Origin of the sequence: Jannaschia seosinensis, from assembly GCF_001408515.1 — a bacterium.
Lineage (GTDB): Bacteria > Pseudomonadota > Alphaproteobacteria > Rhodobacterales > Rhodobacteraceae > Jannaschia > Jannaschia seosinensis.
On sequence record NZ_CYPR01000240.1, the window covers coordinates 1 to 19397 of the forward strand.

The 19397-nt window shown below is 67.6% G+C and carries 16 protein-coding genes and 1 pseudogene; 6 read left to right on the plus strand and 11 right to left on the minus strand.

Annotated features, from left to right (window positions below):
• Together JSE7799_RS18155 and JSE7799_RS18160 are read right to left on the minus strand one after the other, a co-directional pair.
• A pseudogene (locus JSE7799_RS18155) lies at positions 1–306 on the minus strand (IS21 family transposase); the annotation flags it as partial.
• A gap of 199 nt (positions 307–505) precedes the next feature.
• A complete protein-coding gene (locus JSE7799_RS18160) occupies positions 506–1114 on the minus strand; it encodes a thiamine phosphate synthase (RefSeq protein WP_055664872.1) in 609 nt (202 codons plus the stop codon).
• A gap of 83 nt (positions 1115–1197) precedes the next feature.
• Between JSE7799_RS18160 and JSE7799_RS18165 the strand changes: the two genes are divergently transcribed.
• The 3 genes from JSE7799_RS18165 to JSE7799_RS18175 all read left to right on the plus strand — a co-directional run bounded on the left by JSE7799_RS18165 (position 1198) and on the right by JSE7799_RS18175 (position 4666).
• Positions 1198–1932, plus strand: coding sequence for an RNA methyltransferase (locus JSE7799_RS18165; RefSeq protein WP_055664873.1), 735 nt, complete (start codon positions 1198–1200; stop codon positions 1930–1932).
• 135 nt (positions 1933–2067) lie between these two features.
• A complete protein-coding gene (gene ctaA / locus JSE7799_RS18170; protein WP_055664874.1) occupies positions 2068–3198 on the plus strand; it encodes a heme A synthase in 1131 nt (376 codons plus the stop codon).
• Position 3199: 1 nt separating this feature from the next.
• Positions 3200–4666: a carboxypeptidase M32 gene (locus tag JSE7799_RS18175; RefSeq protein ID WP_055664875.1), complete on the plus strand. Its 1467-nt coding sequence runs from the start codon at positions 3200–3202 to the stop codon at positions 4664–4666.
• Positions 4667–4703: 37 nt separating this feature from the next.
• On the opposite strand, the gene JSE7799_RS18180 is transcribed toward JSE7799_RS18175, so the two are convergent.
• The 8 genes from JSE7799_RS18180 to JSE7799_RS18215 all read right to left on the minus strand — a co-directional run bounded on the left by JSE7799_RS18180 (position 4704) and on the right by JSE7799_RS18215 (position 14831).
• Positions 4704–5588, minus strand: coding sequence for a dimethyl sulfoxide reductase anchor subunit family protein (locus tag JSE7799_RS18180; RefSeq protein ID WP_055664876.1), 885 nt, complete (start codon positions 5586–5588; stop codon positions 4704–4706).
• Between the two features lies 1 nt (position 5589).
• Positions 5590–6366 carry a 4Fe-4S dicluster domain-containing protein gene (locus JSE7799_RS18185; protein ID WP_055664877.1) on the minus strand — a complete coding sequence of 259 codons (777 nt, stop codon included), beginning with the start codon at positions 6364–6366 and terminating at the stop codon, positions 5590–5592.
• 16 nt (positions 6367–6382) lie between these two features.
• Positions 6383–9187, minus strand: coding sequence for a molybdopterin oxidoreductase family protein (locus tag JSE7799_RS18190; protein ID WP_055664878.1), 2805 nt, complete (start codon positions 9185–9187; stop codon positions 6383–6385).
• Between the two features lie 104 nt (positions 9188–9291).
• The gene (locus tag JSE7799_RS18195) at positions 9292–10356 is read right to left on the minus strand and encodes an acetate/propionate family kinase (protein WP_055664879.1); all 1065 of its coding nucleotides are present in this window, start codon (positions 10354–10356) and stop codon (positions 9292–9294) included.
• Complete coding sequence (locus JSE7799_RS18200; protein WP_055664880.1) at positions 10353–11282, minus strand: phosphate acyltransferase; 930 nt, start codon at positions 11280–11282, stop codon at positions 10353–10355. The genes JSE7799_RS18195 and JSE7799_RS18200 overlap by 4 nt, the downstream gene beginning before the upstream one ends.
• Before the next feature lie 47 nt (positions 11283–11329).
• Positions 11330–13102, minus strand: a complete 1773-nt coding sequence (xsc, locus tag JSE7799_RS18205) for a sulfoacetaldehyde acetyltransferase (RefSeq protein ID WP_055664881.1) — start codon at positions 13100–13102, stop codon at positions 11330–11332.
• An 88-nt stretch (positions 13103–13190) separates the two neighbouring features.
• Positions 13191–13409, minus strand: a complete 219-nt coding sequence (locus tag JSE7799_RS18210) for a hypothetical protein (protein ID WP_055664882.1) — start codon at positions 13407–13409, stop codon at positions 13191–13193.
• A 39-nt stretch (positions 13410–13448) separates the two neighbouring features.
• Complete coding sequence (locus JSE7799_RS18215) at positions 13449–14831, minus strand: aminotransferase family protein (RefSeq protein ID WP_055664883.1); 1383 nt, start codon at positions 14829–14831, stop codon at positions 13449–13451.
• Positions 14832–15000: 169 nt separating this feature from the next.
• Between JSE7799_RS18215 and JSE7799_RS18220 the strand changes: the two genes are divergently transcribed.
• From JSE7799_RS18220 to JSE7799_RS18230, 3 genes are all read left to right on the plus strand, one after another.
• Entirely contained in the window at positions 15001–16002 is a 1002-nt protein-coding gene (locus JSE7799_RS18220) for a taurine ABC transporter substrate-binding protein (RefSeq protein ID WP_055664884.1), read from the plus strand.
• Positions 16003–16081: 79 nt separating this feature from the next.
• Positions 16082–16885 (plus strand): taurine ABC transporter ATP-binding protein, encoded by an 804-nt coding sequence (locus tag JSE7799_RS18225; RefSeq protein WP_055664885.1) that lies wholly within the window; start codon positions 16082–16084, stop codon positions 16883–16885.
• 1 nt (position 16886) lies between these two features.
• Entirely contained in the window at positions 16887–18143 is a 1257-nt protein-coding gene (locus JSE7799_RS18230) for an ABC transporter permease (RefSeq protein WP_055664886.1), read from the plus strand.
• Here JSE7799_RS18230 and JSE7799_RS18235 read toward each other — a convergent pair.
• Positions 18140–19360 (minus strand): MFS transporter, encoded by a 1221-nt coding sequence (locus JSE7799_RS18235; protein ID WP_055664887.1) that lies wholly within the window; start codon positions 19358–19360, stop codon positions 18140–18142. The genes JSE7799_RS18230 and JSE7799_RS18235 overlap by 4 nt on opposite strands.
• Positions 19361–19397: the final 37 nt, after the last annotated feature.

Consider the following 19397-nt stretch of genomic DNA (forward strand, 5'->3'; position numbering starts at 1 on the left):
GTAGTCCTTCACGATCGTATAGCCGCCGGTGAAACCATGCTCATCGCGGAGCCGTTCGAACAACCGCTTCGCCGTGTGCCGCTGCTTGCGATGGACCTCGCGATCGCCATCCAGCCAGCCGTCGATGATCCCGGTGAACCCGTCCAGCTTCGGCCGCTTCACGGGCGCCGTTCGCCGGTATCCTGGAGGAATCGAGAACGCCAACATCTTCTGAACGCTGTCGCGCGAAATCCCGAAGTGATGCGCCGCCGCCCGCTGGCTCATGCCCTCCGCACAGGCCAATCGCACCTTACGATACAAGTCCACGGTGAAAATCCTCCCGCCCTCCCTGCCGCCAGAGAGGGTAAAGGTGGACGACTTTTACGCCGCCCGCAGCAGGCTCATCCCGCCGCTACCGTGGCAGACTTTTGCACCGCCGTTCTCACGAGGGACGGCACTCAGATGGCCCGTTTCCACAAAGCTAACGCGCTATCCGCCGTTCACACTTCAGCCAAAAAGCAATCGATCAGGAGAGGCTCCCGACCAGCCGCTTCAATTCCGCAGCGGCATCGTCATGGCGCCAGATCTCCTCGCCCAGTGCCACGAAATCTGCGACCGGAGACAGCGCCGCAAGCGTTTCCGCGTCGAGCGCGCCCTCGGCCACGACCGGCAGTTCGATCATCTCCGACCACCATGCGAACAGTTCCGGCTCCGCCCGCTCGCCGCTTCCCAACGCTGTCGCACCCGCAGGACCGAACGCCACGTAATCCGCTCCCGCGTCGCCCGCATTCATCCCGTCATGCCGCGACGTGCCGCAGAAGGCACCGATGATCGGATCCGGTCCCCAATCCGCACGAAGTTTGCGTAGCGGGCGCGTGTCGGTCAGGTGCACGCCGTCGAGGCCCAGCCGCTCCACCAGCGCCGGATGGTCCGCGATGACGAGGGGCACGTCGAACCGGTGCGCAACCTCGCGGCAGGCATCGGCGGCCCGGATCAGCTTGTCCTCGTCGCGGGTCGCGAGGTCGAGGCGCAGGCAGGCGACGGCGGTGGTGTCGAGCGCGGCGGCAAGACGTTCGGGAAAGGCCGCGTCGATCTCGGGCGGGGTGACAAGGTAGATTTGCGGCGTGTCGGTCATGATGTGGTCGTCCCCCGTCTTACGTCTGCGGCATATCTGCGGGCGGATTGCGCCGCAAGCGGACGCGGGGTAGGGCGCGCGGAATGAAAAATATCCCTGATTTCGTCCTGGTCCGCCCGCAGATGGGCGAGAATATCGGCGCCGCGGCGCGCGCGATGCTGAACTTCGGTCTCGACCGGATGTCGGTGGTTGCCCCCCGCGACGGTTGGCCCAACGAACGGGCCGTGGCGATGGCCTCCGGCGCGGGTCGCGTGCTCGATGGCGCCCGACTGTCGGCGACGACGGCGGAGGCGGTGGCCGATTGCGCGATGGTCTTCGCCACCACCGCGCGCGACCGCGACCTGACCAAGCCGGTCTACTCCCCAGAGGCCGCGATGATCGAGGCCCGCGACCGGATCGCACGCGGAGAGCGTGTGGCAATCCTCTTCGGGCCGGAGCGGACTGGGCTGGAGAACGACGATGTGGCACGCGCGAATGCCATCGTGTCGGTGCCGACCAATCCGGATTTCCCGTCGCTCAACCTCGCACAATGCGTGCTGCTGATGGGCTACGAATGGCGCCGCGCGATCGCGGCTCCCGCGGCGCAAACGATGGAGATGGCGGGCACCGACTTCGCCAATCATGCGGAGTTGGAGGCGCTGGCAGCCCATTACGAGGAGCGCCTCGACACCGCCGGCTTTTTCTTCCCCGAGGGCAAGGCGCCCGCGATGAAGCGGCATCTGCGCAATCTCTGGAGCCGGATGCCCCTGACACGCGCGGATGTGCAGACGTTCCACGGAATGATGCGCCAGATGGTCCGGTGGAAGGAGCGGGGATGATCCCCTCTGCCGATCGCAGGGCCGATGCCCCGCAATCCGGGCGGCGCCGCGATCCGCGCGGATGCGGCATTCCGGGGGGATGCGCACGGGCGCGGAATCTCCTAAATCATCGCTGACGCAGCGAGAGGACGGCACATGGCGAAACGCGCGATCTTCGAAGAGGTCGGCTCCACCGAGCGGCCCGCGACCCGGACCGGTGTGATCGACTCCGCCCGGCGCGGCGCACGTGGCGCGGTGCGGATATGGATGGCCATCCTCTTCGCGCTGGTCGTCGTGATAATTGCCGTGGGCGGGCTGACGCGGCTGACGGATTCCGGATTGTCGATCACCGAATGGCGCCCTCTGACTGGCGCCCTGCCGCCCCTGTCGGCCGAGGCGTGGGACCGGGAGTTCGAGCTCTATCGCGCGATTCCGGAATATCAGCTTCAGAACCGCGGCATGTCGCTGTCGGAGTTTCAATTCATCTACTGGTGGGAATGGGGGCATCGGCAGCTTGGCCGCGTGATCGGGCTGATCTGGGCGCTCGGCTTCGCGGGCTTCCTTATCACCCGCAGGATGCCGCCCGGCTGGACGGGGCGGTTGCTGCTTCTCGGCGCGCTCGGCGGGCTGCAGGGGGCGATCGGCTGGTGGATGGTGGCATCGGGCCTATCGGGAACGATGCTCGACGTGGCATCCTACCGGCTGGCGACGCATCTGGGCTTGGCCTTCGTGATCCTGTCGCTCATCGCGTGGTACATGCTGTCGCTGTCACGTCCCGAGGGCGCGCTGCTTCAAGCCCGGCGGCTATCCGATCGCCGCCTCATGACGGCGGGCAACTGGTTGATCGCGCTGATCTTCGTGCAGATTCTGCTCGGTGCACTGGTCGCGGGGATCGACGCGGGGCGCAACTACACGGACTGGCCCCTCATGGCCGGTGGCCTGACCCCGCCCGGCATGTGGGAGATCACGCCGTGGTGGCGCAACCTGTTCGAGAATGACGGCACGGTGCAGTTCTTCCATCGCGTCTGGGGCTACATCCTGTTCGCGGTGATCGTCGCCGTCTGGTGGCGTGCGCGCCACGCCGCGAACCGTGCCACCTCCGCGGCCTTCACCGCCGTCTTGGCGATGGCCGTGCTGCAGATGCTTCTAGGGATCGTTACGGTGATGCATTCCTCGCCGTGGTACCTCGCCCTCCTGCACCAATTTGGGGCCGTCGTCCTGATCGTCCTGGCGGTGCGCGCGCGCCATCGCGCCGGCTATCCCCTCATCCAGTCGCTCAGGACCTGACATGCCCGCATATGACGATCTGATGGCGTTCCAGCGCACGACCGAGGCGTTGGCGCAGGTGGCCGGGCGCACCGGCTGGGATCAGGAGACCTTCATGCCGAAGGGCGCCGCGCCCCAGCGGGCCGAGGAGATGGCCGCGCTGGAGGAGGTTCTGCATGCGCGCCGCACCGACCCGCGCCTTGGTGACTGGCTTGAGGAGGCGCATGCGCTCGATGCCGTGGCCGACGCCAATATTCGCGAGATCCGGCGCAATTATGAGCGCAATCGCAAGGTGCCCGCCCGCCTCGCCGCCGAACTGGCGCGCGTCACGTCGCTGGCACAGGGCCATTGGGCCGCGGCCCGCGCGTCCGAGGACGCAGCCGCCTTCCGGCCCGTCTTGGCGGAGGTGATCCGCCTGCGACGCGAGGAGGGGGCGGCGCTGGCCGACGGGGCCGATCCCTACGACGCGCTGATGCAGGATTACGAGCCCGGCGGGAACGCGGCAGAGATGGCCGCCATGTTCGACGCAATGCGCCCCCGCCTCGTGGCGCTGCGCGAACGCGCATTGGACAGCGAACCCGCGCCCACGATTTCCGGCACCTTTCCGGCGGCGGCCCAAATCGCGCTCGCGGCCGAAATTGCCGGACGGTTCGGCTACGACTTCCAGCGCGGGCGGCTCGATCTCGCCGTGCACCCGTTCTCCTCGGGCTCCGGCATCGATGTCCGCATCACCACCCGCGTGGACGAGGCGGACCCGTTCAACTGCCTGTATTCGACCATCCACGAGGTCGGGCACGCAAGTTACGAGCAGAATGTCGACCCCGTGCACCTCCTGACCCCGATCGGGCAAGGTGCTTCGATGGGGGTGCACGAAAGCCAGTCGCGCAGCTACGAAAACCAGATGGGCCGGTCCGAAGCCTTCTGTGGCTGGCTCTACGGGCGGATGCGCGACACGTTCGGCGATCTCGGCATCGGGTCCGAGCGGGACTTCTACCGTGCCGTCAACGCCGTCCGGTCGGGCCATATCCGCACCGAAGCCGATGAGCTGCACTATAACCTGCACATCATGTTGCGCTTCGACCTAGAGCGCGCGCTGATCCACGGTACGCTGGAGGTGGACGACCTCGAAGCCGCCTGGAACGAACGCTTCGCCCACGATTTCGGAGTTCCCGTGGACAGGCCGTCCAATGGCTTCATGCAGGACGTCCATTGGTCGATCGGACTGATGGGCTATTTTCCGACCTACTCGCTTGGCAACCTCTATGCAGGCTGCCTGATGCAAGCGGCGCGGGCGGCCGTGCCCGGAATCGACGACGCGCTGGCCGCGGGCGACCCGTCCCCGGCAACGGGCTGGATGCGCAACAACGTCCACCAATTTGGTGCGCTGCGCCGACCGGCGGACACGATCGCGCATGCCACCGGCGCGGCGCCCTCGGCCGGTCCGCTCCTCGACTATCTGGAGGCAAAATTCGGGGATCTGTACCCGTAAGAAGGCGCGCGTCCCGGAACGCCTTGGGCAGAGAAGGTCAGGCGTCCCGCCGCTGGTGCGCACCGTAATAGAGGCCGACGACATGCTCGGCCTCCGCAAAGAACAGCCAGCGCTGCACGCCGACGCCGATCAGATGCGACAGAACCGCGAGCGCGGCGGGAATGTGATGCGGCCCGCCGATGAGCAGGACCGCGATCGGCAGAACGCTCATCAGCGTCAGCGCAATCACGCGGAGCTTGACCACGTGCTTGCGGGCAATGCGAAAGACCATCTCCCGCGTGAGGTAATTGTCGCCGGTATGCGGTCGCTCCCAAAGGGTGACGCGGCCGTTCAGCCGGGTCGCGGTCTCTGCTGTGGTGCCCGAATGCGCGAGGCGACAATCACCGGACCACCAATGAAAACAGACTGTTGCGGCAAGAAGCGCAAGTAGCCACAGCGCCGGCGTGACCTGACCGGCCAAAAGCGCGCCGCCCGCCAATGCCGCGACGATATAGGTCGCAGGCGTGGCCGGCTGGTTCCATCGCGGGACGGCGCGAAGCTGCGCGTAGATCATCGACGTGGTGAACACGGTCAGAAGCGACAGGGCCGCGCCAAGCCACCCAACCGGTGCGACCCGAAGACCGGCAAAGACCTGCAACGCCGCATAGAGCGCCATGACGAGGAGCGCCGCGACCGCCGCCCACATCTCGCGCGACAACCACGACGTGCGCCATTCGCGGTAGGCTTTCCAAGCGTTTCTCTTGTTCTTCAAATGGAAGAAGGCTGAAAACAGCCCGCCAACGGCAAGCATGTAGGCGATCACGTAGAAGACGAAGGCGACCCAGCCGATAACGTCCGGCGCTCCGATGCCAAGGAAGAAGAGCAGGCCGAACCCCGCACCGGAGAGCGTCGAGAACAGGATGACAGAAGGCGCCGGGTGCATGTCAGAGACGGTCCAGCGCGCGGTCGAGCCACCCGAGAAAGCCGCCGGGCTCTTCGGTGACGGGCGCGAGGAATGGGGCCAGAACGTCCTCCTCCCCAGCGATGTCAGCACCTTGCAGCGTGTCCTTCACGCGCGGCGGCAGGTATTTGTTGACCGGGCGCGTCCCCTGTTCGGGCATGAGGTCGACGCCACCGCGTTCCGCGACCAAGCGGCTCACCGCGCTGTCCGGGTCGGCGACGTCGCCGAAATGGCGAGCCCCGGCGGGACAGGTGCGAACGCAGGCGGGCTGGCGCTCCTCCTCGGGGCGGGTCTCGTCGTGAATACGGTCCACACAAAGGGTGCATTTCTTCATGATCCCGGCGGCTTCATCGACTTCCCGCGCGCCATAGGGACAGGCCCAGGCGCACAGGCCGCAGCCCATGCAATCGTTCTCGTTGACCAAGACGATCCCGTCCTCGGCACGCTTGAAGCTTGCCCCGGTGGGGCAGACCGTGACGCAGGGCGCGTCGTCGCAATGCAGGCAGGATTTCGGGAAATGCACGGTCTGAGGCAATCCCGCAGCGCCGCCCGGACGCTCCGGCGTCACCTGAAAACTGTGGATCCGGTTGAGGAAGGTGCCGGAGGCGTCGCCGTAGGGGTCCTGGTCTGACAGGGGCGCGTTGGTCCCTTGCGTGTTCCACCCCTTGCACGCGATGACGCAGGCGTGACAGCCGACGCAGGTGTCGAGGTCGATGACGAGGCCGAGCTTGACCTTCGGCTCGGGGGGAAGCGCGGTCATCGGATGCTCCTGTCCATCACGTCACCTTCCAGCGCAGAAGCCGGGGACCGGTGCCGACCGGCGTGGCTTGCGCCGCCGGGGCGGGGCGGCTGCGGCCATCCTTCGGGGGCGCCACACGCTCGATCCTGACCTTCAGGTCGAACCACGCGGCCTGGCCCGTGATCGGGTCGGAGTTCGACCAGCGCATCCCGTCTCCCTTCGGCGGCAAAAGCTCGTGGATCAGGTGGTTCACCAGAAACCCCTCGTTCGATTCCGGCGCATCGTCCCGCAACGCCCAGGCGCCGCGCCGCTTTCCCACGGCGTTCCACGTCCAGACCGTGTTGGCGTTCAGCGCCGGCATATGCGCGACGGGCACCGTGATCTCCCCGTGCGGCGAGGTCACGCGCGCCCAGTCATCCTCCGCAAAACCGTGCCGCTCCCACAAGGCGGTCGGCAGGTAGAGCGGGTTGTACCCGTGGATCTGGCGCAGCCATGCATTCTGCCCGCCCCAGGAATGGTACATCGCCGCCGGCCGCTGCGTCAGGGCGGTGATGTCAAAGCCGCCCGCGGTATGCGCCTCGGAGGCATCCCACCAGATCGGCAGCGGGTCGAAGGTCGCACGGATCCGGTCGCGCAGGTGATCGGGCGGCTGCCGCGTGCCATGCCCCTCGGCGGCAAGCTGGAACCGGCGGAGCGGCTCGCACCACAGCGTCAGGAGGTAGGGCGTCGGGCGATCGTAGAGGCCCAACTCCACGGCCCAATCCTGATAGGCCATGTTCCACGGCTTCATGAACTGCGCATCCTCGGGAATATGCGCCGTGCAGAAGCCGCCATTCTCGATATACCGGTCGATCTGCGCGGAATTTGGAGCCCCGCGCCCGGTCTCCTCGCCGTCGCCGCGCCACCCCATCAGCGGCCCGATGCCCGGCCGACGCTCGTGGTTCACCATGTAATCGGCATAGTCGGAATAACGCGGCGCCCCGTCGTCGCGCAGGAAACCGGGCAGGCCGAGCCGCGCGCCAAGCTGGATCAGCGTTGTCTGAAAGCTCTGCACGTCGCGATCCGGCGCGACCACCGGCCAGCGGATCGCGTCCGCCGCCGCCTCCGCCTCGCTGATCGGCCGGTCGAGGAGCGAGATGCAATCGTGACGCTCCAGATACGTCGTGTCGGGCAGGATGAGGTCGGCGAAGGCCACCATCTCCGAGGAATAGGCATCGGAATAGATGATGTGCGGAATAACATAGGATCCGTCGGGCTTCGTATCCGCCAGCATCGCCATCGTGCCGGTCGTGTTCATCGACGAATTCCACGCCATGTTCGCCATGTAGAAGAACAGCGTGTCGATCTCGTAGGGATCGCCCGCATGGGCGTTCGAGACGACCATGTGCATCAGACCATGCGCGGACATGGGATTTTCCCAGGTGAACGCCTTGTCGATGCGGGCGGGCGTGCCGTCAACGTTCAGGCAGAGATCGTCGGGCCCGTGCACGAAACCCAGATGCGGACCGTCGAGCGGCGCGCCGGGCGTCACCTTGCAGTGGGGCTTCGGGTGGGCCGTGGCGGGTTTGGGGTAGGGCGGTTTGAAGCGGAAGCCGCCCGGCGTCTCGACCGCGCCCAGCAGGATCTGCAGCATATGGAGCGCGCGACAGGTCTGGAACCCGTTGGCATGAGCGGAGATGCCGCGCATGGCATGAAAGCTGACCGGGCGGCCCGTCATCGTAGCGTGGCGGCGGCCGCGGAAATCGGTCCATTCGCGCTGGAGGGTGATCTCCTCCTCGAAAGCCACGCGCGCGATCTCGGCGGCCAGCGCGCGAATGCGGGGGGCGGAAATGCCCGTCCGCTCCGCCACGGCCTCGGGCGCATAAGCGGGGTCGAGGTACTTGTCGATCATATGCGCAAAGACGGTGCGATGCGTGACGTCGCCCACCTCCCAAGTCCCGGCAAGGTCGGGATCGACGTCATGCGCGTCGAAGCAGCGCGGCTTCTGCTGGTCGCGACACCACACCAGAGCGTGTCCATCATCGTCGCGCAGCGCGAGGCCCTGACCCGGACCGGGCCGCGCATCGATCAGGACGGGCGCATCGGTGAAGTCGCGCAGATAGGCGAGGTCGATCTTCCCGGCCTTCATCAGGCAATGCACGAGGGACAGAATCAGAAGCCCGTCCGTGCCCGGCGTGATCCCGAACCAGTCATCGGCCACGGCGTTGTATCCCGACCGGATCGGGTTGATGCCGACCACCCGCGCACCACGCTCCTTGAGCCGGCCGAGGCCCATCTTGATCGGATTGCTGTCGTGATCCTCCGCCACGCCGAAGAGGAGAAACAGCTTCGTGCGCTCCCAATCCGGCTGGCCGAATTCCCAGAACGCGCCGCCCATCGTGTAGATGCCCGCAGCCGCCATGTTGACCGAGCAGAACCCGCCATGGGCGGCGTAGTTCGGCGTGCCGAAGGCCTGCGCCCACCACGAGGTGAAGGACTGGCTCTGGTCGCGGCCCGTGAAGAAGGCAAGCTTCTCGGGCGCGGCGTCGCGGATGGGGCCAAGCCAGGAGACGGCGAGGTCCAGCGCCTCGTCCCACGTGATCTCCTCGAACTGCCCGGAGCCGCGCGGACCTGTCCGCTTCATCGGCGCGCGCAGGCGGGCGGGCGAGTTGTGCGTCATGATCCCTGCAGCGCCCTTGGCGCAAAGGACGCCGCGATTGACCGGGTGGTCGCGGTTGCCCTCGATATAGGCGGCGCGGCCGTTCTTCATGTGCACGTCGATCCCGCAGCGGCAGGCGCACTGGTAGCAGGTCGTCTTGCGCACCTCGTCGAAGGACGGGGGGATCGGATCCTGTCGCGTCACATGACCTCCGCATTCTGCCGCGCCCCGCCGCCGTCGCGCGGCGAGCCCCGATACGAAGTAACCGTAGCCGGGCGATCCCTTCGTGGATAGGGCAGTCTGGAACTTTACCGCGCCAGAAGCCGCGCGGCATCTCGGGCGAGCGTCCGTTCCTCCTCGGCCGGAACGACGTGGACCGGGACGTGCCCGGCCCAGAGCAGGCCATCGACGATGCGGTCGCGGATGCCGGTGTCGTTCTCGCCGATGCCGCCGGTAAAGGCGATCGCGTCGAGCCCGCCCATCGCTGCGATGGCGCTGCCGGCATGGCGGACGGCCCAATAGGCGAAGTGTTCGCGGGCAAAGCGGGCGGCGTCGGTCTCCCGTGCGGCCAAATCGCGCATGTCCGACGCCCCGCCAAGCGCGCGCAGCCCCGAGGCGCGGTTCAGGCGGTCCGCCGCGCCGTCGATCCCGTGACGGCGCGCCATGTCGAGAACGGCCATCGGGTCCACGTCCCCCGACCGCGTGCCCATGGTCAGACCCGCGACCGGCGAATAGCCCATCGAGGTCGCCACCGACCGGCCGTCGCGGATCGCGCAGAGCGACGCGCCGTTGCCCAGATGCAGCGCCAGCAGCCGGTCCGGCAGGTCGCCGCGCGCCCGCAACGTCTCCGTCAGCCCGGCATAGGAGATACCGTGAAACCCATAGCGCCGCAGGCCCGCCGCGCGATCCGCCTCGGGCAGGGCATAGGTCGTGGCGAGGTCGGGCATCGTCGCGTGAAAGGCGGTGTCGAAGCTCGCCACCTGCGGCAGGTCGGGCGCCCGTGCGGCCAGCGCCCGGATCGGGGCGAGGTTGTGGGGGTTGTGCAGGGGGGCGAGCGGCACCTGCGCCTCGATCCCGGCGATGACGTCGGGCGTGACGCGGACCGTGCCGCCGAAGGCCGCGCCGCCATGCACGACGCGGTGCGCGGCGGCTGTCAAGGCATCCGCCGGATGACCCCGCTCCCGCAGGGCGTTCAGCACGAGATCGGTCGCCGCATCGTGATCGGACGCCTCGGCGGACGCCTCGGTGCCGTCGATCCCGAACCGTGCCGCGCCGCCGATCTCGGAAACCTGTCCCGACAGAACCTCCTGCAGGTCGCCATCGAACAGCGCGAATTTCAAGCTGCTGGACCCGGCATTGACGACGAGCATCATCGGTCTGCCGCCACGATCATGCCGAGCGCCGCCGAGGCCAGCCGCGCGGGCTCCTTCTGCGCCCGGCTCGTCAGCAGGATCGGCACGCGCGCGCCCATCACCACCCCGCCCGCGCAGGCGCCCATGCCGAAGGCGAGCGTCTTGAACAGGACGTTGCCGGTCGTGATTGCCGGCGCCACGAGGATGTCGGCCCGGCCCGCCACGGGATGGTCCCAGTGCTTGATCCGCGCGGCCTCCTCCGACAGCGCAAGGTCCATCGCCACCGGCCCGGCCACATCCGCCTCGGGCAGGGCGGTCGCGGCCCATTCGGCAATCTCCTGCGATTCTAGGGTGTTCGGGATGGACGGGATCGGATCCTCCGTCGCCCCCAGAAGTGCGGCACGCGGCCGCGCGACGCCCACCAGCCGCGCCAGCCGTACGGCATGGGCGAGACAGGCCTTCCGCGTGGCCACGTCCGGCTGCACGTTGAGCGCCGCATCGGTCAGCAGAAGCGGGCGCGGGTCGCCGGGCAAAGTGATGTGAAAGACATGACCGCACCGCACCGCCGGATCGCGCAGCCCCGCCTTGGAGGGCAAGAGCCCCATCAGGAAGGTCGAGGTGTGGATCTGCCCCTTCATGATCGCGTCCACCTCGCCGTCGCGCGCCAGCTTCGCGGCCGCGGGCGATGCCGTGTCGCCCGGCGCCTCGACGAAGCGGTAGGGCCGGATGTCCCATTCCATCTCGGCGGCGGCGGCGTCGATCTTGGCCCGGTCACCGATCAGGATCGGCTCCGCCATGCCCATTTCGCAGGCTTCGCGAATCCCCGCCAACGCGGTGACGGATCCCGCATTGACCAAGGCCACCCGCGGCGTGGGCAGCGCGCGCGCCCGGTCGAGAAGGGGATGCGGCACTTCGGCGGCGCGGGTGGACAGGAACGGATGGGTCATGGAGGTCTCCTACGTGGCGGTCCCGGTGCAACGCAGCAGGACGCGGATTATTCCACCGCCATGTCGGCCCGGTCGATCCCCGCCACGCGCACCGGCTTTTTCATCGCGTCGCGGCGGAACGGCTCGCCCAACTCCTGGTTCAGCATCACCTCGATCAGCGTCGTCCGTTTGTCCTGCATCTGGGTGCGGATCGCCTCCGACAGGGCGTCGGTCAGGGCCTCCATCGTGCGCACCTGCACGCCGAGCAGACCGCAGGCCTGGGCGATGCCGGCATAGCTGACCCTGGTGTCCAACTCCGTCCCGACAAAATTGTCGTCGAACCAGAGCGTCGAATTCCGCTTCTCCGCGCCCCATTGGTAATTGCGAAAGACGATCTGCGTGATGGCGGGCCATTCGTCGCGGCCGATCGCGGTGAGTTCGGTCACCGCGATGCCGAACGCGCCGTCGCCCGCGAACCCCACCACCGGCAGGTCGGGCCGCCCGATCTTGGCGCCGACGATCGACGGCAGGCCGTAGCCGCAGGGGCCGAACAGCCCGGGCGCAAGGTAATGCCGCCCCTCGTCGAAATCGGGATATGCGTTGCCGATGGCGCAGTTGTTGCCGATATCCGACGAGATGATCGCCTCGCGCGGAAGGGCCGATTGAATCGCGCGCCACGCCATGCGTGGGCTCATCCAGTCGGGCTTGTCGGCGCGGGCGCGCTCGTTCCAGGTCGTCCCGTCATCGTCCTCCTCATGATCGAGCGAGGAGAGCTCCTGCGCCCAGGCCGACTTGACCTGCGCGATACGGTCGGCGCGGGCCTCCCTGCCGTGGTCGCCGGCCGTGTCGGAGAGGTCCGCGAGGATGCCGCGCGCCACCTTGGCGGCGTCGCCGACGATGCCGACGCTGACCTTTTTCGTCAGGCCAATCCGGTCGGGATTGATGTCCACCTGGATCAGCTTCGCATCCGCCGGCCAGTATTCCAGCCCGTAGCCCGGCAGCGTCGAGAACGGATTGAGCCGCGTGCCCAGCGCCAGCACCACATCCGCCTCGGAGATCAGGCGCATCGCCGCCTTGGACCCGTTATATCCCAGCGGACCGGCAAAGAGCGGGTGCCCCCCCGGAAAGGCGTCGTTGTGCTGATATCCCACGCAGACCGGCGCGCCGAGCCGTTCGGCCAACGCCATCGACGCCGCGATCCCACCCTCCGACAGGACCACGCCCGCCCCGTTGAGGATCACCGGATTCTTCGCGCCGTCAAGGAGTTGCGCGGCGGCCTTTACGCTGTTCTCGCCGCCGGGCGAGACCTCCAGCACGACCGGATCGGGCAGGGCGACGTCGATCTCCTGCGTCCAGAAATCGCGCGGGACGTTGATCTGCGCCGGGCCCGACAGGCGTCTCGCCTTGGCGATCACCCGGGTCAGCACCTCGGCGATGCGGGACGGGTCGCGGACCTCCTCCTGATAGGCGACCATGTCCTCGAACAGCTTCATCTGCTCGACTTCCTGAAAGCCGCCCTGACCGATGGTCTTGTTGGCGGCCTGCGGCGTCACGAGGAGGAGCGGCGTGTGGTTCCAGTAGGCGGTCTTGACTGCGGTGACGAAGTTGGTGATTCCGGGGCCGTTCTGGGCGATCATCATGCTCATCTCGCCCGTGGCGCGGGTATAGCCGTCGGCCATGAACCCCGCCGATCCCTCATGCGCGGCGTCCCAGAAGGTGATGCCGGCGGCCGGAAAGATGTCGGAGATGGGCATCATCGCGCTGCCGATGATTCCGAAGGCGTGGCGGATGCCATGCCGCTGCAGCACCTTCACGAAGGCTTCCTCGGTGGTCATCCGCATGGGGGTTCCTTCCCTGATGTCCCGCGAAGGTGTCCGGCAGCGGGCCGCCCGGGTCAAGCCCGGCGGCGCCTTGTCATCTTCGGGAGCTTCAGTCCGCGCCGCGGGCCAGCAGGATCAGCGTCCCGAACGGCGTGGTCAGGATCGTCAGGTGAACCCAGATCAGCGTCAGGGGAAGGATGCCCAACGCCTCCAGCGCGCTGCCGGTGCCGCGCACGTCGAGGATCAGGATCGCCTCCAGCAGCACCGTGGACGCCACGATGCCGATGGCGAGACTGTCGAGCATGAGCTGGAGCGGACCGTCCTTCATTCCCGAAAGGTAGCGCGGTCCCCCCAGCCTGCAAAGGGCCTAGAAGACCCGGCCCAGCGCACGGTCGACGGAATCGGTGATCGCGTCGATATCGTCCGCCGTCGCGATCAGCGCCGGACTGAACAGCAGGGTGTTGTTGAAGCCGGGCATGGAGCGGTTGGACGCGCCGATGACAACGCCCTGTTCCATGCAATCGGCGACGACGGCCTTGACCCGCGCCTCCTCGGCGGGCGTGCGGTCGGTGCGGTCGGAAACCAGCTCCGCCCCGCAGAACAGCCCCTTGCCGCGCACGTCGCCGATCACCGCATGCCGCTCCGCCAGCTCGTGCAGGTTGCCCATGAGCCGCTCGCCCATCGCGGCGCAATTCGCCAGCAGGTCCTCGCGTTCGATGATCGCCATGTTCTCGAGCGCCGCCGCCGGACCCGCGGTGCAGCCGCCGAAGGTGGAGATGTCGCGGAAATAGCCCAGGTGATCGTCGGGCACGTCCTTGAACATCTCGAACACCCGCTCGGACGTGACCATGCAGGAGATCGCGGCATAGCCCGAGGCCACGCCCTTGGCCATCGTCACGAAATCGGGCTCGATCCCGTAATGCTGGTAGCCGAACCATTCGCCGGTCCGGCCCACGCCGCAGACGACCTCGTCGAGATGCAGGAGCAGATCGTATTTCCGCACGATCTCGCCCACCCGCTCCCAGTAGCCCGGCGGCGGAAGGATGACGCCGCCACCCGCCGTGATCGGCTCGAGGCAGAGCGCGCCGACCGTGTCGGGCCCCTCGCGCAGGATGACCTCCTCGATCGCGTCGGCGGCCCGGCGGCCGTAATCGGCGCCCGACACGTCATCCCATTGCTTGCGGTATTCCAGGCAATGCGGCACCCGCACGAATCCGGGCGTGAAGGGACCGTACTGGGCGTTGCGCTCATCCTGGCCGCCGGCGGACAGGTTGGCGATGGTCGTGCCGTGATAGTCGCGGTCGCGATAGAGGATCTTGTACTTGCGGCCGCCATGCTGCCGGGCGGAGATCTGGCGGACCATCTTGAACGCCTTCTCGTTCGCCTCGGATCCGGAATTGGCGTAGAACACCCGGCTCATCCCCGGCATCTTGGCGATCAGCCGCTCGGCAAAGCGCGCGCCGGGAACGGAGCCCAGCGTCTGCGCGAAGTAGTTCATCTTCACCAGCTGATCGCGCACCGCATCGGCGATCTCGGTGCGCCCGTAGCCCACGTTGACGGTCCAGACCCCGCCCGACACGCCGTCGAGATGCTCCTTGCCGTGCTGGTCCCAGACGCGCATGCCCTTGCCCTCGACGATGATGCGCGGGTCGGTCGTCTCCAGCGATTTGTGCGGCATCAGGTGGTGCCAGATATGCGCCCGGTCGGCGGCGACGATATCGGACAGGTCGTTCATGTGCAGGTCGTCCATCGGGCCCTCCATTGGCGCAAGCGTTGTGCAGATGCTCATGCCAAAACCGCGACGAACGCAAGTTTTGCGTCCGCCGGTACGCTTTTTCTTGCCGTAGGGGCACGTATCTGGTCCGCTGCCGCAAACGGGACCAAATGACGCACGCGCCCATTCCGGCAGGAGAGACGACATGACGATCCGCAGAATACTGGCCTGCAGCGCCGCGCTGGCCCTGCCGCAGGCCGCGCTGGCCGAGGCGCATCTCGACGAGATCACGGTGGCGTATTTCCTCGAATGGCCGATGCCGTTCCAATACGCCAAGGCCCAGGGCACCTACGAGGAGGAGTTGGGCGTCGACATCAACTGGGTCGCCTTCGACACCGGCACCGCGATGTCCGCCGCGATGGCGTCGCGCGACGTGCAGATCGCCGTGAGCCAGGGCGTGCCGCCCTTCGTGGTCGCCACATCGGCGGGGCAGGACCTCAAGATCGTGGACGTCGCGGTCAGCTATTCCGACAATGACAACTGCGTCGTGGCCGACACGCTCGAAATCGACCGGGACACCGCCGATGAACTCGCGGGGCTGCGCGTTGGCGTGCCGATCGGGACGGCGGCGCATTACGGCTTTCTCAGCCAGATGAACCATTTCGGCGTCGATCCCGCCTCGATGCAGATCGTGGACATGGCCCCCGCCGACGGCGCGGCGGCCTTCGCGCAGGGCTCGCTCGACATGGTGTGCGGCTGGGGCGGAGCGCTGCGGCGGATGAAGGAATACGGCAACGTCCTGCTGACGGGTGCGGAGAAGGAGGAGCTGGGCATCCTCGTCTTCGACGTCACCTCGGCCCCCGCCGAGTTCGTGGCCGATGCGCCGGGGCTTCTGGCCGACTTTCTGCGCGTCACCGCCGAGGCGAACGCGCGCTGGAATTCCGGCGAGGCCGCGCAGGCGGAAATGCTCCCCGTCATCGCACAGGATGCGGGCATGGATCTCGACGCCGCGCGCGAGACGATCGCCACCTTCGTCTTCCCCTCAGCCGAAGCGCAGCTCGAGGAGAAGTGGCTGGGCGGCGGGGCGCAGGATTTCATGAAGGGTATGGCCGGCGTGTTCACCGAAGCCGGCTCCATCTCCTCGGCCCTCGACACCTATGCCGACACCGTCGATGTCGGCCCCCTGAGGGAGGCGGTCGGCCGCTGACCCGCCGGAGCGCAGCCGCTTTGCAACCTTGGGAACGGGCGCCGCATCGCGGCCCGTCCCTTCGCGCGATGGGGGATTGATGTCCGGACTGAAGATCGAGCATGTCTCGATGCGCTTCGACCTGCCGGGCGGGGGGCATGTGCAGGCGTTGCAGGACGTCACGCTCGACCTCGCGGACGGGGAACTCGTCTCCGTCCTCGGCCCGTCCGGCTGCGGCAAGACGACGCTTCTGAACATCGCGGCCGGCTTCCTCGCGCCGACGGCGGGGCAGGTCACGCTGGACGGCGCGCGCGTGCGCGGCCCCTCGGCGGAGCGGGGGATGGTGTTTCAGCAAGGCGCCCTGTTCGAGTGGATGAGCGTGCGCGAGAACGTTGAATTCGGCCCCCGGATGAAGGGCATGCCGCGGGCCGAGCGGGCGGAGAAGGCAGATCATCTGCTCGATGTGACCGGCCTCGGCGACTTCAAGGAGAAGGCGATCTACGAACTCTCCGGCGGCATGCAGCAGCGCGTCGCGCTGGCGCGGTGTCTGGCCAACGATCCGGACGTGATCCTGATGGATGAGCCTCTCGGCGCGCTCGACGCGCTGACCCGCGAGAAGATGCAGGGGCTTGTGCTGCGGCTCTGGCGCGAGACGGGCAAGACCATCATCCTCATCACCCACTCGGTGGAGGAGGCGCTGCTGCTCGGCGAACGCCTCGTCGTCATGGCGCCGCGGCCCGGACGGATCCACCGCGAATACCGTCTGCCCTTTGCCGCCGCGGGCGTCGATGCCGATCTGCGCGAGATCAAGCGCGATCCCGAATTCGGCACCCGGCGCGACGAGATCCTGTCGATGATCTGGGAGATGGAGGAAGAGATCATGGGCCGGACGGAGCGCGCGTGACATGACCGGCCTCATCCTTCTGGCGCTCTACGTCGCGCTGTTCGTCGCGGCGATGACGATTGCCGGGATGTTCACCCGGCGGCGGCGCAACGACCTGACCGCGCTCAAGACCGTGACCTTCGGCGACGAAAGTGCGGTGCGCCCGAACCGGGTCGCCTCGGTCGTCTCGGTGCTGGTGCTGTTTCTGCTCTGGGGCGCGTTCACCGGTTCGGCATGGGCGCCGGTGCATGTGCCGGGGCCGTTCCTCGGGCAGGGAAGCTTTACCTACACCGCGCGCGACGCAACCGGCGCGACGGACGAGGCCGAGGTGGTCTTCGTCGTGCACGAGGTCGGCACCGAGGCCGAGGCCCCCGAAATCCCCGAAGGCGAGGGCCTCGCGCTCAACGACACCGGCACGATCGGCGCCTACCGCTCCAAGCTCTTCCGGGTGACCCGCAACGACGCCCCGGGGGTAGAGGTCGTCGCGGTCGATGGCCAGCCGATCGCGCCCGGCGGAGTTGTCGCCATCGAGGGCGGCACCGTGTCGATGACGCCGAAGGGCACGCTGCACGTGACCCCCGCCACCGGCTACCGGATGGAGTCGATCTGGCTACCTGCGCCCGAGGAGGTCGTCGGCGCCTTCATCGACATCTCGCAAAACGGCTTCCAGAACTACACGCTGATCGAACATCTGGGCTGGTCGCTGATCCGCGTGCTGGCGGGCTTTGCCATCGGGGCCGCCGTGGGAATCCCGCTGGGCTATGCGATGGGCCTGTCTGGCTGGTTCCGCGGCTGGTTCGATCCGATCGTCGAGTTCATGCGCCCGGTGCCGCCGCTGGCGCTCATCCCCCTCGTCATCATCTGGTTCGGCATCTGGGAGACGGGGAAGATCGTGCTTCTGTTTCTTGCCGCGCTTTGGATCATGGCGATTGCGGCGCGGGCGGGCGTGTCGGGCGTGAACATCGCCAAGATCCACGCGGCCTATTCGCTCGGCGCGAATCGGTGGCAGATCCTGCGCCATGTGATCATCCCGAACTCCCTGCCCGAGATCTTCACCGGCGCGCGGGTCGCGATGGGCGTCTGCTGGGGCACGGTCGTCGCGGCCGAACTGGTCGCGGCGCAGAAGGGGGCCGGCATGATGATCATCGCCGCCTCCAAGTTCCAGCTGACCCAGATCGTTATCATGGGGATCATCCTGATCGGGTTGGTCGGCTACGGTATCGATATCCTGATGCGCAAGGCGGAGACCTGGCTGGTGCCGTGGCGGGGGCGGAGCTAGACCTCCCGCCGACCGACCCGCAACCAGATCAGCGCGGCACCCGCCAGCGTCAGGAACGGCACCATCGCGACGTTCACCGCGGTCCAGCCCGTCACCGCATCCGCCGCCGATCCCATCAATCCGCCCGAGCTGAGCGAGGCGAGTGTCACGAGGCCGAAGACCAGCGTGTCGTTCAGGCCCTGCGCCGTGCCCCGCTCATGCGGCGCGTGATGCGCCGTCAGCATCGAGGTCGCGCCGATGAAGCCGAAGTTCCACCCCACGCCCAGCAGGACCAGCGCGAGGTAGAAATTCACCAGCGCGATGCCCGACAGCGCCGTCACTCCCGCCAGCGCAAGGAGGACGAGCCCCGCCCCGATAATCTTTACCGCGCCGAAGCGGGCGACGAGATGGCCGGTGAAGAAGCTCGGCCCATACATGGCGACGACGTGGAACATCACGATGTTGGACGCATCCGACACCGCAAACCCGCAGCCGACCACCGCCAGCGGCGTCGACGTCATCACGAGGTTCATCAGCGCATAGGCCACCATCGCGCAGATGATCGAGACGAGGATTGCCGGGTCGCGCAGAAGTTCCGCGCGTGTCCGTCCGCGCGGCGCGTCGGCGGCGGGTGCGACAGGGCGCGGAATGTCCAGAAGCGCGAACAGCCAGACCGCCCCGAGATTGATCAACAGGATCGCCGCATAGGTGCCGAGGAACGGGATCACCGTCGCCGTCTCGGTCGAGGTCACGACCGTTCGCGCGATGAGGGCCGAGACCAGACCGCCCGCCATCACGTAGCTGATCGCCTTGGGGCGGAACGCGTCGGAGGCGGTATCGGTCGCCGCGAAACGGTAGAAGCCCAGCGAGGACATGAAGATGCCCGTCATGTAGGCTCCCGCCAGGAACAGCGCGAAGATCCCGGTCACCAGCGCCACCATCGACATCGCCGCCCCCGCCGCCCCGGCTAGTGCGCCGATGACGAAGCCGAGGCGCCGGCCGCGCCGCTGCATCAGCGGGCTGAGCCACGGCGCCGTCGTCATTGAGCCGAACACGATCAGCGAGATCGGCAGCGTCGCCAGAAGCGGTGTCGGCGCAAGCGTCAGTCCGATCAGCCCCGCCACGGTGAAGCTGATGGGAAGCTGCGAGCCCAGGATCGCCTGCGCGGCGACGAGGACGGCGACGTTACGCTTGGCGCGGGAATCGTCGAACGGGGCGGTATCGGTGAGACTGGTCATGGAGACACGACTACGCCTGTCGGTTCCGCCGGGGAAG